Below are 13,846 nucleotides of genomic sequence, written 5' to 3'. Positions count from 1 at the left end.
TAGGGTTGTCCCATGAATCGTGTAGTTTACGATAGATAGGACAACCCTTTGTTTCGATAACGATCGAATTCCCTATTGCTGCAAAACCTTTACATCCTTTATGATTTTGTCGTATGGAACATCTAGCATTCCGTCATACTTGGCTACGACAATTCCTGATTGATCCACCAGATAAAAAGAAGTGCCGTGAATGACTTGATCGGAGCTGGTATCCTTAGCAATAGGTGATTTAAATGAACGTAAAACAAATGTTTTGATTACATCAAAATCGTAGCCGGTTAACGCATGCCAGTTCGTAAAGTCGGCATCAAATTTTTGCAGATAGCTTTTTAAAGCTGCCGGGTCATCCTGCTCCGGATCAACAGAGAAGGAAATCAATTCCGCCTTCGCTCCGGCCTCTTTTAATCGTTCTTGAAGATTAGCCATATTGGCCGTCATGGTTGGACATACGGTAGCACAATGGGTAAAAACAAAATTTGCAATCCACACCTTTTCTTTTAAATCTGATAGTCCGACCGGTTTCTCATCCTGATTGGTATACTCAAAGGGTTGGACAGGAATATGAAGCTGATTAGGCTTGCCGCTGCCGCATGCAGTTGCAAGGATCAATATTACCAAACTTATTAAGCAGCACATAACTGCTTTCTTCACCTGTAACACCTCCTTAGGCAAGATCAGTTTTTCGCAAGCCATTGCGCCAAAACCTTGATTTCCTCAGTATTTATTATCTTTTTGAACGAAGGCATGCCCCTTCTTCCATCATGAACGATATCCATCAACTGCTGCTCTGTCAGCCTAGTGCCAATCTCCTGCAAGCTTGGACCTACTTTACCGCTTAAATCAACTCCATGACAGGAAATACATTGTTTTTTATACAGTACAACTGCTTTGGCATCTTCAGGTGTGGCTGAGCTCGAAGCCATTAACCGATCATTATTTCCTTGACTGCATGCGGATAAAAGAAAGATAAACATCATAGCAAGTAAACAACTTTTTCCACTCAAAACGTTCCACTGCCTCTCCAACAGTTTAGAAATCCTTAATCAGACTTTTCTGTCATTTCGACTTGACAGCTCCAACGACCAATTCCTTTTTGGGCATGACATGCATATCTCTGGCAGTTACATGGGCAATTACATAATAAACCCCTTCTTCAGAAAATGTTCGGCTGATGGGATAAATTCCCCCTCGGTCATGAGCCACTTTGATTTTCTCATGCTCGTTATTGCCTTCTTTCCAAATTTCAAATTCTACTTTCTGGGCATCTTCTACTGGCTTGGAGCCTTGTGTAACATGTGCTTCTATTTGAACAGGCTGACCTAGTTGAATCATTTCAGGAGACGATATGATCACAACATGTACCAAATCGGCAACTTCACTAGGCTCAGATGGAGGGCTTGAACAACCTGCGATCAGCAAGAGGGTGGCAAGTGCTACCCCCAACAGATGCAACGATCTTTTCATTTAATATCCTCCTCCTATTTTCAATTAGAATGGTCGACCCGACGTGTCTAGAATCAAAATGAAAAATACCACCATCAAGTAATTGACCGAAATCAAAAAATTCGTTTTGGCCCAGCGTTCAGTATCCATCGCTGTTCTTCCCCGCAGCGTATGCCATAACCAAACAATGCCTGCCAACAAAGACACAATTAGAAAAACTGCCCCGGTATAATCATACATATATAGAAGGATGACAGTCGGAAATAACAGCGCAACATAGGGGATCATTTGCAGCTTGGTGCGTCCTATCCCTTTAAGGACGGGCAGAAGTGGAAAACCTGCTGCTCTATACTCCTCTACGCGCCGAATGGCAAGCGACCAGAAGTGAGCAGGCTGCCATAGAAACATTAATGAAAACAAGAGCAGAGCGCCCACATCAACCTCATTTGTATAAGAACAATAACCGATCACTGGTGGCATGGCGCCGGATATCCCTCCGATGGATGTGCTCCAAGTTGAAGTTCGCTTCAGCCACATCGTGTAAATAACGATGTAGACGAGCATCCCCATCAGTCCTAACCAGCCACACAACACACTTACTTTCCAAAACAAGATGAATTCTCCAGCTATTCCGAGTGTCAGAGCATATAAGAGTACGTCTCTGGTCTTCAGTCTGCCGGTTGCAAGCGGCCGCTCTTTGGTTCGATTCATCTTCTGGTCAAGCTTGTAATCCCAAATATTATTTACCACACATGAAGACGCCATCGTTAAGGCAGTTCCAAACAGCGTCCATAACAATAAACTCCACTCCACCATCCATTTGGAGGCTAACCAATAGCCTCCAAATGCGGCAAAAAGATTCAGTTGAAGGATTCTCGGCTTCGTTAACTGAATCCAGTCAGCGAATAAACCTGTACGGCTCATAAAGCCACCATATTGTACAGCATGATCCACATCGACCCGGCGACGATAACTAGCAGAATAACCAAACCGAGAAGCAAGGAGAACAGGTTATAACGCGGTTTCTTCTCCTCACGCAGATGCATGAAAAAAATCAGCTGTACAGCCAATTGAAGAACGGCTGCCGTCATCAACACAACCGCATTGCTTACTCCCTCTAGCCAGCCATTCATCACAATGGCGATCGGAATCATCGTCAGAATGATGGAGCATAGAAAGCCAATCGTGTACGTTTTGAACGAACCGTGCACTTCCTCTGTCGGATGGACCGATTCAACCTGCGCCATCTAGCTCACCCCCATTAGATAAACAACCGTGAACACGAAAATCCAGACCACATCAAGGAAATGCCAGAACAAGCTGATCACATTGACTTTACGCTTAGTTACAGGCGTAATGCCCTTCCTAGATAGCTGAATCATCACACCAACCATCCAGACCAATCCAACCAGTACATGCAGGCCATGAGTACCCACCAGCGTATAAAATGCCGATAAAAAGGCACTTGAACCCATTGTTGCGCCTTCATGCACCAGATGAATAAACTCGTTGATTTCTAGCCCGATGAAGGTTGCGCCGAGTAATACGGTAATACCCAGCCAGCCGATCAAATCTTGTCGTTTCCCTCTATTCATGGCCAATAGCGCTAACCCGCATGTATAGCTGCTTGTGAGCAAAATGAACGTACTCGCGATCACTCCGCCTATTTCGAACAGCTCGGCTGGCCCCGGACCGCCATTGGTATTTCCCCGAAGCACAATATACGTTGCAAAAAAAGTTCCGAATAATATAACATCGGTCATCAGATAGATCCAGAATCCGAACGTTCGCATTTCCTCCATATCCGGATGAGCATGATGTTCCGAATGCGATTCGGATGGATAAGCCTGCCCCGAGACATTTGATTGAGCCATTAGCTTGTCACCTTCCTTATTGCAGCTTCTGTGCGTTCAATTTCATCCACTGGGATGTAATAATCGGTATCATAATTGAACGAATGGACAATCATACACACCGCTACGCCGACCAATCCCGGTATCGTTAACCAAAGCCAATGAAACACGAACCCAAAACCGGTCATAAACCAAAAGGCTGACATCAGAATGGGTATAGCGGAATCTTTGGGCATATGGATCGGCTCCAGCTTTGCAGCAGGCGGAGACAGCTGTCCGCTCTCCCTTCGCAGCTTCTCCTCCCACCATTCATCCTGCTTAGAAACCTGAGGCAACGTTGCAAAATTATAGAGAGGTGCAGGAGATGGGATCGACCATTCCAGCGTGCGGCCATTCCACGGATCGCCCGTTGTGTCTCGATTGCTTCGGTGGTGTTTGACGCTATGCGCAATTTGCCAAACCTGGAACAGAAAAGCCACACCCATTAAGCCTGCACCGATGGTGGAAACCAGATTCATCTCCCACCAGCCCTTATCCCACCCATAGGTCGCTACTCGCCGTGTCATACCCATGAGACCAAGCACATATTGCGGCATGAAGCACAGATAGAAACCAATATTCCAGAACCAGAACGCCCATTTGCCAATGCGCTCATTCAGCTTGAAGCCAAAGAGTTTAGGCCACCAATAATACAGACCGGCGAAATAACCAAATACAACACCGCCAATAATAACATGATGAAAATGAGCAACTAGGAAATAGCTGTTATGAAACTGAAAATCAGCAGGAGCAACCGACAGCAGCACCCCCGTCAACCCGCCCGTGACAAAGCAGGGAATAAACCCAATTGTCCAAAGCATCGGTGTTTCGAACGTAATTTTCCCCCGGAACATCGTAAACAACCAATTGAAAACCTTCGCGCCTGTAGGGATCGCAATCAACATGGTGGTCAGAGCGAAGAAAGCATTCACGTCTGCACCTGAACCCATAGTAAAGAAATGATGCGCCCACACGAGAAATGACAAAATACTGATAATCATCATGGCGTATACCATTGATTTATAACCGAACAGCTTTTTCTTCGAAAAGGTAGATACAATTTCTGAAAAAATACCGAATGCGGGCAGCACAATAATATAGACCTCGGGATGTCCCCACATCCAAATCAGATTGATATACATCATCGGATTGCCACCGCCATCCAAAGTGAAGAAATGCGCGCCTGCGTAACGGTCCAAAAAGAGGAGCGCCAATGTTCCCGTCAAAATCGGAAATGAAAAGATGATTGCGATACAACTTGATAATACGGACCATGGAAACATGGGCATTTTCATCAGCTTCATACCAGGCGCACGCATTTTCAGAATCGTGACAATGAAGTTGATCCCCGTCATCAGGCTGCCGATTCCCGAAATTTGAATCCCCCAAATATAAAAGTCCTGCCCGGGACCCGGATTGTGCATCAGCCCCGAATAAGGCGGATACGCCAACCAGCCTGCATCCGGCGAGCCTCCGATCACAAAGGACAAGTTGAACAGCATCGCTCCTGAGAAGAAGAGCCAGAAGCTTAGCGCATTCAGAAACGGAAACGCCACATCTCTCGCCCCGATCTGCAAAGGCACCATGACGTTAAACAAACCGAACATAAACGGCATCGCCATAAATAAAATCATAATGACGCCATGTGTCGTAAAAATCTCATTGTAGTGATCCGGAGCCAAAAAGTCGAACTCAGGCACAACAAGCTGCACCCTCATGAGGAGGGCATCCACACCGCCCCGAAACAGCATGAGAAAGGCAGAGATGATATACATAATACCGATCTTTTTATGATCGACAGTGGTTAGCCATTCACGCCACAGCCATGTCCATTTCTTGAAATACGTTAACACGAATACCACCACAACGATGGTAAGAGCAATACTGACATCCGCCCCGTAAATCAACGGATCTCCTGTAACAAAAAAATCCGAAGCGAAGCTTTTTACTTTCTCCCACATGGGCAACTCTCTCCTTACTATTCAATTCCAAGCGTATTATTTTTCAATCTCAACCCTTTGAATGTCCTTCCACGACAAGCCATGATTATGCGATGAAGCATACTTGGTGACCGTCATCTCAAACAACCCTTCAGGAAAAGCGGAAAATGACTTCACTTCTGACGCAGCTGGCTCTGCCAACTTTTTATAGCCATCCAGAGTTAGCTCAGGTGAAGTAGCTTTCACTTTTTTTATCCATTGGTCAAAATCCTCTTGCGTGGTAGACTCTACGTTAAAATACATCTTGGCAAAATCTTTTCCAGTAAAATTAGCGCCCGATCCCCAGTACTTCCCCTGCTCATTGGCTTGCAAATAAAGCGTCATGGCCATTCCGGACATCGCGTACATCTGACCGCCAAGCTGTGGAATCCAGAAGGAGTTCATCGGAGAATCCGCTGTGATCTCGAATCGGATTGGAACCCCCTTCGGGATTTTCAGTTCATTCACTGTTGCAATCCCCTGCTCTGGGTATTGGAACAACCATTTCCAATCCAATGAAGTCACCTGAATCGTCATGGCTTTTTGTTCCGACTCCAGAGGCTTGGACGGCTCAAGGGCATAGGTAGCCTGTACCGTAATCACCGCCAGCGTTAAAATAACGATGATCGGAATTCCCCACCAGATAGTCTCCAGTTTGGTACTGTGCTCCCAAGTTGGTGTGTATTTGGCATTCCGTCCTTTCTTATCACGGTAACGCCAGATAATGAATGCTGTAAGAATTAGAACAGGCACAATAACTATGCAGCACAATACGGTTGAAATAAGCATTAAATCCCGTTGTTGTTCAGCAATGGGTCCTTTGGGATTCAGCACAACGATGTTTTCCGCGCACCCGGTGGTTATGAATACCAGAATTACCAGCATGTAAAATAGTCCCATCCATCGAAGCATTTTGGGTATATTCATATTTCTCAGCTCCTATCAACTTACATTCTGACTTGAATCATGTATCACTTTATAAGAGAGTGCTGGATGTGTCACCAACCACTGGCCAAGATATCCAGCCGACCATGTTCAATGATTCGATACAAATACGACAAGGTTTAGACATATAAAAACACTTCTTAGTCGGGGATTACGTATCTGCTTTTTTGCGAAAGCATCTCCTGCTGGGTAGTGGCCACGACCCTAATTTTTTGAATACTTGGGTCCTCCGGCCCTTTAACGGGGAGACCTGCTTCCAAATGCAGCTTGATATAATCAATGATTTCCTGGGATATCATTTGTCCTGGCATTAATATGGGAATGCCCGGTGGATATACATAAATGAATTCTGCAATAATTCGTCCACAAGATTGATGAAAGTACGCTATTTCTGTATCCGCATAGAAAGCATCTCTGGGTGACCATTCAAATCGCGTGGCCTCAGGAACCATCGGTGGAACTATGCACTGGTTAACCTCATTGGTGATAAAGGCGGCGGACATTCGTCGCAACGCATGAAGCAGCAGGTTCACTTCCTGCTCCGAGTCTCCCAACGTGATTAGACACAGAATATTGGTAAGATCGCTAAGCTCGACCTCAATCCTGTCATTGGCCCGCAGCCATTGTTCAGCCTCATATCCGGAGATGCCCAGCTGCCCAAGATGAATACAGAGCTTCGTAGGATCATAATGGAAAACACCCCTTGCTTGGAGTATCTCGTCTCCATAGCAGTAGAGCCCTGGAATCTCATTGATCTGGCGACGGGCACACTGGGCTAAGATTATCGTTTTCTCGGCAAGCGCTTGTCCGTTCACAGCCAATTGTCTTCGGGCTGTATCCAAGGAAGCAAGCAGCAAATAGGATGTCGAGGTTGTCGTCAGCATACTCATTAAAGTACGAATCCTCTCTATGCTTACCCGATTGCCCTTCACATTTAAAATCGAGCTCTGCGTCATCGAACCGCCAAGCTTATGAACGCTGGTTGCCGCCATATCTGCACCCGCCTAGTGGATAAGCGTGCCGTGTGCTTCATCCACAAGAACAGGGATTCCATAGCTATGAACAAGTTCGACCATTTCGAGTAAATCGATGCTTGTTCCGTAATAAGTCGGATTGATGACGAGAACGGCTTTCACATCCATATTTCGCTCCAACGCCTGCAACACGGATTTTGTTGTCACTCCATGCTCGATACCTAGTCTGTCATCCTTTTCCGGCGATACCCATACAGGGATGGCTCCTGCAAAAATAACGGCCGACAAAATAGATTTATGAGCATTTCGAGGTATCATGATTTTGTCTCCAGGTGAACAGACTGACATGATCATGGTCATGATGGCCCCTGTTGTGCCTTGTATGGAAAATAGCGTATGGTCCGCGCCAAATGCATCTGCCGCGAGCTGTTCAGCTTCGCGAATTACGCCTGTCGGCTGATGCAAATCATCGAGCGGAACTATATTGATAAGATCAATCGATAATGCATTATCTCCTACAAATGCCCGAAATTCGGGGTCCATTCCTTTCCCTTTTTTATGACCTGGAATATGAAAAGGCAGCGGATCGCTTGCTGCGTGCTGCACTAATGCCGTAAACAACGGTGTCTTCTGATGATCCATTCTGTCCCCCTATTTATTCCCATTATTTTTCCAATGACGGATGGCACAAATATCTTATTTCTGATTGATCGTAATAGATAGATGTTCATGCGTAACCATCCATTTCGTTTCTTTTGTCACCAACCATTACATATCAACAAAGCTCATATGAACTGGATTGGTAGAAAGAACACGGATTGGATGGTTACTTTGCAGCTAACATTACCCCCTATACCCCGGGAAAGCCCATCTGGGAGCTTCAAAGCGATCAGGGTTTATCCAAAGTCGTATTAATGTTAATACTTTGGCTCAGGCCGCCGCGGCAGCTGCTCTTCATGATGTTGAACACGTACACTTGTCATTACACTTCCTCACCATATTCGCGTTTCAGTGGGGACAGAAGAAGAAAATTCGACCTTTATTCAAAGGCTTTCCGAAATTTTGAAACTAACGTAGTAGCCCGAGTAGCCGTTTCTCTTACGTGGACGGCGGCCATATCTTATTAGAGAGTTAATAAGGCGTGACGAGGATCATGACAAAAAAAAGAATCCCATACATCCATTGAACATTTTGTCCAATAGATGTATGGGATTCTTTGTCGGGAGTTTAGCCTCCCCATACTTTTACTCATGAATATAAGAGCAAATATAATCGCTTACTGTTTTCACTTCGAGCTTGAATTTTGCATTGGCGGGAACTGTGAATTCACCTTGGCCGCTAATGGTAATCCATTCGCTGCTGCCTGGAAGCAATACGTTCAGCTCACCAGCTTGGATTTCCATGATTTCTTTAACATCTGTTCCGAATTCATACTCACCCGGGAGCAAAATGCCGAGTGTTTTTTTGGTGCCATCGGCGAATTGAACGGTGCGGCTAGTTACTTTACCGTCGAAATAAACATTAGCTTTCGTTAATACAGTTACATTTTCAAAGCTAGACATGGTGATTGGCTCCCCCTCTAAAATGACTAAGAATAAAGCCAAGCCCACGCGGTGGTGGGCTGTGGCTACCTTTAACTAAGACAATAGAGCTTTCACTCTAGCTGCTACGTTTTCTGGGTAGAATCCGTATTCTTTGAGAACCAAATCTCCTGGTGCGGATGCTCCAAATGTAGAGATACCGAGGATGGATCCTTCGTCACCAACGTAACGTTCCCAACCTAGTGGGTAAGCCATCTCAACAGCTAGACGCTTCTTCACTTCCGGCAGAATGACAGAGTCTTTATATTCTTTGGACTGTTTCTCGAACAGCTCCAAGCTTGGCAAGCTGACGACACGTACGTTAATGCCTTCGGCTTCAAGAAGCTTTTGCGCCGCGACTGCCAATTGTACTTCGGAGCCTGTTGCCAGAATTTGTGCAACTGGCTTACCATTTGTAGCATCGGATACAACGTATCCGCCTTTGCTTAGGTTTTCTTTCGCGCCTTGAACAGTTCCTTCAAGAATCGGCAGGTTTTGACGAGTCAACACGAGTGCAACTGGCCCCTTAGCTTGGGAAATCGCATAGCGCCATGCTTCTGATGTTTCGTTACCATCAGCTGGGCGAATAACGGTGATGCCCGGAATGACACGTAGCGCTGGCAATTGTTCAACCGGTTCATGCGTCGGTCCATCTTCACCAACAGCGATGCTGTCATGTGTTAGAACGTAGATCACCGGAAGCTGCATAAGCGCAGCAAGACGAATCGATGCACGCAGATAATCGGAGAATACGAAGAATGTAGCCCCGTATATTTTAACTCCACCATGCAGAGCCATACCGTTCATCGCTGTACCCATACCGAATTCACGAACACCAAACCATACGTTGCGGCCTGCATAATTGCTTGCGCTATAGTTGGATTCGCCTTTGATCATGGTGTTGTTCGAGCTTGCCAGATCCGCGGAACCACCGATCAATTGCGGCAAATTAGGTGCAATCGCATTGATTGCATTACCGGAAGCAACACGAGTAGCCATAGGCTTGTCTGATGTGCTGTAAACTGGAAGATCTGCGTCCCAGCCTGCTGGTAATTCATTATTTACTGCCGCGCTGAACTGGTTACCCAATTCCGGATATGCTTTGATGTAGTCATTCAACAAGTTGCTCCATGCTTGTTCAGCTGCAGCGCCTTCTTTTTGAATTTCTGCGTAGTGCGCTCTTACTTCGTCTGGAACTAAGAAGTCCGGCTCTTCCGGCCAGCCGTAAGCTTGCTTCGTCAGCTTCACTTCTTCGCCGCCAAGCGGAGATCCGTGAGGTCCAACGTGTCCGCCTTTGCCGCCTTTGTTCGGGCTGCCGAAACCGATTGTCGTTTTCACTTCAATCAAAGTTGGACGCGTTGTGTCAGCTTTCGCTTCAGCAATTGCTTTGGAAATCGCTGCAAGATCATTTTGCTCTTCTACGCGCAGCACTTGCCAACCGTAAGCTTCAAAACGCTTCTCAACGTTCTCGGAAAATGCCATATTAAGCTCGCCATCCAGCGAGATATCATTGGAATCGTACAGCATGATTAATTTGCCCAATTTAAGGTGAGCTGCTAAGGAAACCGCTTCTGATGAAACGCCTTCCATCATATCGCCATCACCACAGATTGCGTATGTATAATGGTCGATTACAGGGAAATTCTCTTTATTGTAAGTCTCTCTCAGGTGAGCTTCCGCCATGGCCATACCAACTGCCATACCAATACCTTGTCCAAGTGGACCCGTAGTCGCGTCAACGCCTGCTGTATGACCGTATTCCGGATGCCCTGGTGTTTTGCTTCCCCATTGGCGGAAGTTTTTGATCTCTTCCATTGGCAGATCATATCCACACAAGTGAAGTAGGCTGTATAGAAGCATGGATCCGTGGCCGGCAGAAAGTACGAAACGGTCACGATTGACCCATTTAGGATTAGATGGATTGTGCTTCATATGCTGTTTCCACAGCACGTAAGCCATTGGAGCAGCCCCCATGACCATACCTGGGTGACCTGATTTGGCTTTCTCAACGGCATCGATACCCAAAGTACGGATCGTGTCGACCGCTAATTGTTCAATTGTTTTGTTTGTTACTGTCATTCGAAAATTCCCTCCTATATTTCTGTATTTTCGTCAATCAATGACTTGTACATACAAGTTACTATTCCCGCTTGCATTATTGTACCATTTGCTTTAATGCTTTGCCACAATAAGCCGCTAAAACATCATCAGCCTAAGCGTTCATTAGCAAATAGGCTGCATCCAGCAATGGACACAGCCTAAATCTATTTTAGTTAAATACAACTGTCTTATTATTATGCACAATAATTCGATCTTCTACATGCCAAGCTACCGCTCTAGCAAGGACGATCCGTTCAATATGTCGACCGATTCTTTTCAAATCTTCGACGTTATCACGGTGGCTAACCCTTTGGACGTCCTGCTCAATAATAGGTCCGCCATCCAATTCATCGGTCACATAATGTGCGGTAGCACCAATGATTTTCACCCCACGATTATGGGCTTGCGCATAAGGCTTCCCGCCGACAAAGGCAGGCAAGAAGGAGTGATGGATATTAATCATACGGTTAGCGTAGTGTTTAATAAACGAAGGCGAAACGATCTGCATATAGCGAGCCAATACGATCGCATCAACATTGTCTCCAACGACTTCAAGCTGGCGACGCTCGGCTTCTGCCTTCGTATCCGCCGTAACCGGAATATGGTGATATGGAATTCCAAAAGGCTCAACCAGCGACTGCATGTCCGGATGATTACTAATGACCATCGCAATATCTGCGTTAAGATCACCCGCGCGCCAGTGCCAAAGCAGCTCAAGCAAAGCATGATCTTCCTTCGATACGAAGATAGCGATGCGCTTCTTCTGACTAGCAAGAGAAAGACTCCAATCCATGGAGAACTTGTCCGCAACGACAGAGAAATCCTTTCTCAACTGGTCAACCCGTCTCCCAAGCTCCATTAAATCGAACTCGATCCGGATGAAAAACATGCCGCCTTCAGGATCCATTGTGTATTGATCGGATTGCACGATATTCGCACCATATTCAAACAAAAATTGTGAGACCGCCGCGACGATTCCCGGCTGATCCGGACATGAGATCAACATTCTTGCCCTATTCAGCATCACGCTCTCCCTACGTAATGAGTTATTCGTACTTCCCTGTTCCATGTTAATCCCCCTAATAGCTTTAACTTTCTGTAAGAAAGCTTTCTTTTTAGTTTACTGTTATCTATATTATGCTTTCTTGAGTATCTCTTTACCTGCGAGCCAAACGATCAAACGTTGATTAATCTGCTCCTCACTAAGGTCAGAGAAAAGATTTTCTTCATGTAGAATATCATACAAACGCTCCAGCGGCTCACGTCCGTCCGCTTTCTTGGCTTTGGCATCATTTTTCAATAATTCCCATGTATTCAGAACGAAATCACGGAAATGAATCTCTTTTTTGCCTAACAAAAAGTCAATTCGCTCTACATGATCCAAGAATTCGCCGCCAAAACGTCCATTAAGGTTACCGGACAACAGCGCTATTTCTGCTTCGTACATCGGACGCTGCGTTTTATCTTCTTTACCGATCCAAGGAGTCTCAAGAATCATAGGCAAATGCTGCAGCTTCTCATGGTTGGCAACATTATTCATAGCCTCAAAGCCAATCCAACCTGAGCCAAGCGGCGCGTGACGGTCCTTGCTAGCTCCGCGAGGATTTTTACTATCATTCAAGTGAATAACTCCAAGCTTTTCTAGACCGATTACTTTGTCAAAATGATGCAGAACGCCATCGAGGTCGTTCACAATATCATACCCAGCGTCATGAATATGGCAAGTGTCCAGACAAACGGATAATTTGTTGTTAAACTCAACTTGCTCCATAATTTCAGCTAATTCCTCAAAGCTGCGGCCGATCTCTGTCCCTTTGCCAGCCATTGTTTCCAGCGCGATGTTCACATTCGTATCTTTAACCCCTGCAAGTACTTCATTGAGACCTTCCGCGATTCTGGCAATGCCATACTCCGCATCCTTGTCCGTGTAAGCCCCAGGGTGAAGAACGATATTGCGAACGCCAATGTAGTCGGTCCGACGAATTTCTTCCTGAAGGAAACGCACGGCTAACTCAAAGGTATCTTCTTTATAAGAACCTAGATTAATAATGTAGGGAGCGTGTACGACGATTTCGTTCATCGCATGCTTCTCCATTACTGCTTTACCTTCTTCGATAAATTGATCCTCAATCGGTTTACGGCGCGTATTTTGTGGGGCACCTGTGTATATCATAAATGTGGAAGAACCGTATGTGACTGCCTCTTCTGCTGCATTTAACAAGCCTTTATCTGAGAACGAAACGTGTGAGCCAATTTTGGGCATAATGGTTAACTCCTTTTTGTGTGTCTACTACGCAACCACTTAGGTATGGAAGACCAAAGTAGTTACGTCTGCTACCTTCCTATTTTACTAGGATTGTCGCAAGAAATCTAGAAATAAGGTATAATTCTTAAGATATATTGATGCAGGCTAGTGAGGTGACAAATAAATGGCTAATGATTTTTTCATGTGGTTCATCATTTTCTGGGTATGTGTCCTGCTTTTGTTCATGTCCATTGGCGGATATTTCATGTTTCGGAAGTTCCTAAAGGTGCTGCCCAAGGAAGACGGTAAGTCGAAGCTGGATTGGCAAAATCACTACGTGGACAGTTCGCGGCACTTATGGACAGAAGACTCTAAAACATTTCTCGATCAATTGGTATCACCTGTACCAACAGCCTTTAGAGATATTGCTAAGCATTCCATCGCAGCTCGTATTGGACAGGTTGCCCTGGAGGCGCATGCAAGTGAAGTAACACGTGACCACTGTATTCAAGGTTACATTCTCGCAACACCACGGCGCGACTATAAGAGCTTGACTAGCTTCCTCGAAAAGCAGCAGATTGACTATAGTGCGCATAAACATTTACTCCAATAAAAATGAAAAAAGCCATTCCGCTTTTTACGTAAGAGGAAGGCTTTTCTTTCATACATTTTGAAAACGCTTACCAAA

At 45.5% G+C, this 13,846-nt stretch carries 13 protein-coding genes and 1 pseudogene; 1 reads left to right on the top strand and 13 read right to left on the bottom strand.

Translation table 11 applies throughout. From position 1 onward, the window contains the following. Positions 1-72 precede the first annotated feature (72 nt). From GC098_RS39080 to GC098_RS39020, 13 genes and pseudogenes are all read right to left on the bottom strand, one after another. Entirely contained in the window at positions 73-651 is a 579-nt protein-coding gene (locus GC098_RS39080; protein WP_376774083.1) for an SCO family protein, read from the bottom strand. Between the two features lie 23 nt (positions 652-674). Continuing rightward, a complete protein-coding gene (locus GC098_RS39075) occupies positions 675-977 on the bottom strand; it encodes a c-type cytochrome (RefSeq protein ID WP_171649713.1) in 303 nt (100 codons plus the stop codon). Between the two features lie 79 nt (positions 978-1,056). Next, positions 1,057-1,464 (bottom strand): FixH family protein, encoded by a 408-nt coding sequence (locus GC098_RS39070; protein ID WP_171649712.1) that lies wholly within the window; start codon positions 1,462-1,464, stop codon positions 1,057-1,059. Between the two features lie 24 nt (positions 1,465-1,488). Then, complete coding sequence (gene cyoE / locus GC098_RS39065; RefSeq protein ID WP_171649711.1) at positions 1,489-2,367, bottom strand: heme o synthase; 879 nt, start codon at positions 2,365-2,367, stop codon at positions 1,489-1,491. Further along, the gene (cyoD, locus tag GC098_RS39060; RefSeq protein WP_171649710.1) at positions 2,364-2,690 is read right to left on the bottom strand and encodes a cytochrome o ubiquinol oxidase subunit IV; all 327 of its coding nucleotides are present in this window, start codon (positions 2,688-2,690) and stop codon (positions 2,364-2,366) included. Before cyoD ends, cyoE begins: the two co-directional genes overlap by 4 nt. Next, positions 2,691-3,317 carry a cytochrome o ubiquinol oxidase subunit III gene (gene cyoC / locus GC098_RS39055; protein WP_171649709.1) on the bottom strand — a complete coding sequence of 209 codons (627 nt, stop codon included), beginning with the start codon at positions 3,315-3,317 and terminating at the stop codon, positions 2,691-2,693. After that, positions 3,317-5,296, bottom strand: a complete 1,980-nt coding sequence (locus GC098_RS39050) for a cbb3-type cytochrome c oxidase subunit I (protein ID WP_171649708.1) — start codon at positions 5,294-5,296, stop codon at positions 3,317-3,319. The genes cyoC and GC098_RS39050 overlap by 1 nt, the downstream gene beginning before the upstream one ends. A gap of 36 nt (positions 5,297-5,332) precedes the next feature. Further along, positions 5,333-6,241, bottom strand: a complete 909-nt coding sequence (gene cyoA / locus GC098_RS39045) for a ubiquinol oxidase subunit II (RefSeq protein ID WP_171649707.1) — start codon at positions 6,239-6,241, stop codon at positions 5,333-5,335. A 158-nt stretch (positions 6,242-6,399) separates the two neighbouring features. Further along, a pseudogene (locus GC098_RS39040) lies at positions 6,400-7,875 on the bottom strand (aminotransferase class I/II-fold pyridoxal phosphate-dependent enzyme). 602 nt (positions 7,876-8,477) lie between these two features. Next, a complete protein-coding gene (ppnP, locus tag GC098_RS39035; RefSeq protein ID WP_029199427.1) occupies positions 8,478-8,795 on the bottom strand; it encodes a pyrimidine/purine nucleoside phosphorylase in 318 nt (105 codons plus the stop codon). Between the two features lie 75 nt (positions 8,796-8,870). Further along, complete coding sequence (gene tkt / locus GC098_RS39030; RefSeq protein ID WP_171649706.1) at positions 8,871-10,892, bottom strand: transketolase; 2,022 nt, start codon at positions 10,890-10,892, stop codon at positions 8,871-8,873. 190 nt (positions 10,893-11,082) lie between these two features. After that, a complete protein-coding gene (purU, locus tag GC098_RS39025; protein ID WP_171649705.1) occupies positions 11,083-11,982 on the bottom strand; it encodes a formyltetrahydrofolate deformylase in 900 nt (299 codons plus the stop codon). A 66-nt stretch (positions 11,983-12,048) separates the two neighbouring features. Next, complete coding sequence (locus tag GC098_RS39020; RefSeq protein WP_171649704.1) at positions 12,049-13,176, bottom strand: deoxyribonuclease IV; 1,128 nt, start codon at positions 13,174-13,176, stop codon at positions 12,049-12,051. A 166-nt stretch (positions 13,177-13,342) separates the two neighbouring features. Here GC098_RS39020 and GC098_RS39015 point away from each other — a divergent pair, with 166 nt between their 5' ends. Continuing rightward, positions 13,343-13,771 carry a DUF2621 domain-containing protein gene (locus GC098_RS39015; protein WP_057305039.1) on the top strand — a complete coding sequence of 143 codons (429 nt, stop codon included), beginning with the start codon at positions 13,343-13,345 and terminating at the stop codon, positions 13,769-13,771. Positions 13,772-13,846: the final 75 nt, after the last annotated feature.

Source organism: Paenibacillus phytorum (assembly GCF_013141715.1).
Taxonomy (GTDB): Bacteria; Bacillota; Bacilli; order Paenibacillales; family NBRC-103111; genus Paenibacillus_E; species Paenibacillus_E phytorum.
The sequence above is the reverse complement of the archived record's forward strand: the minus strand, read 5'-3'. Positions and strand labels throughout refer to the sequence as shown.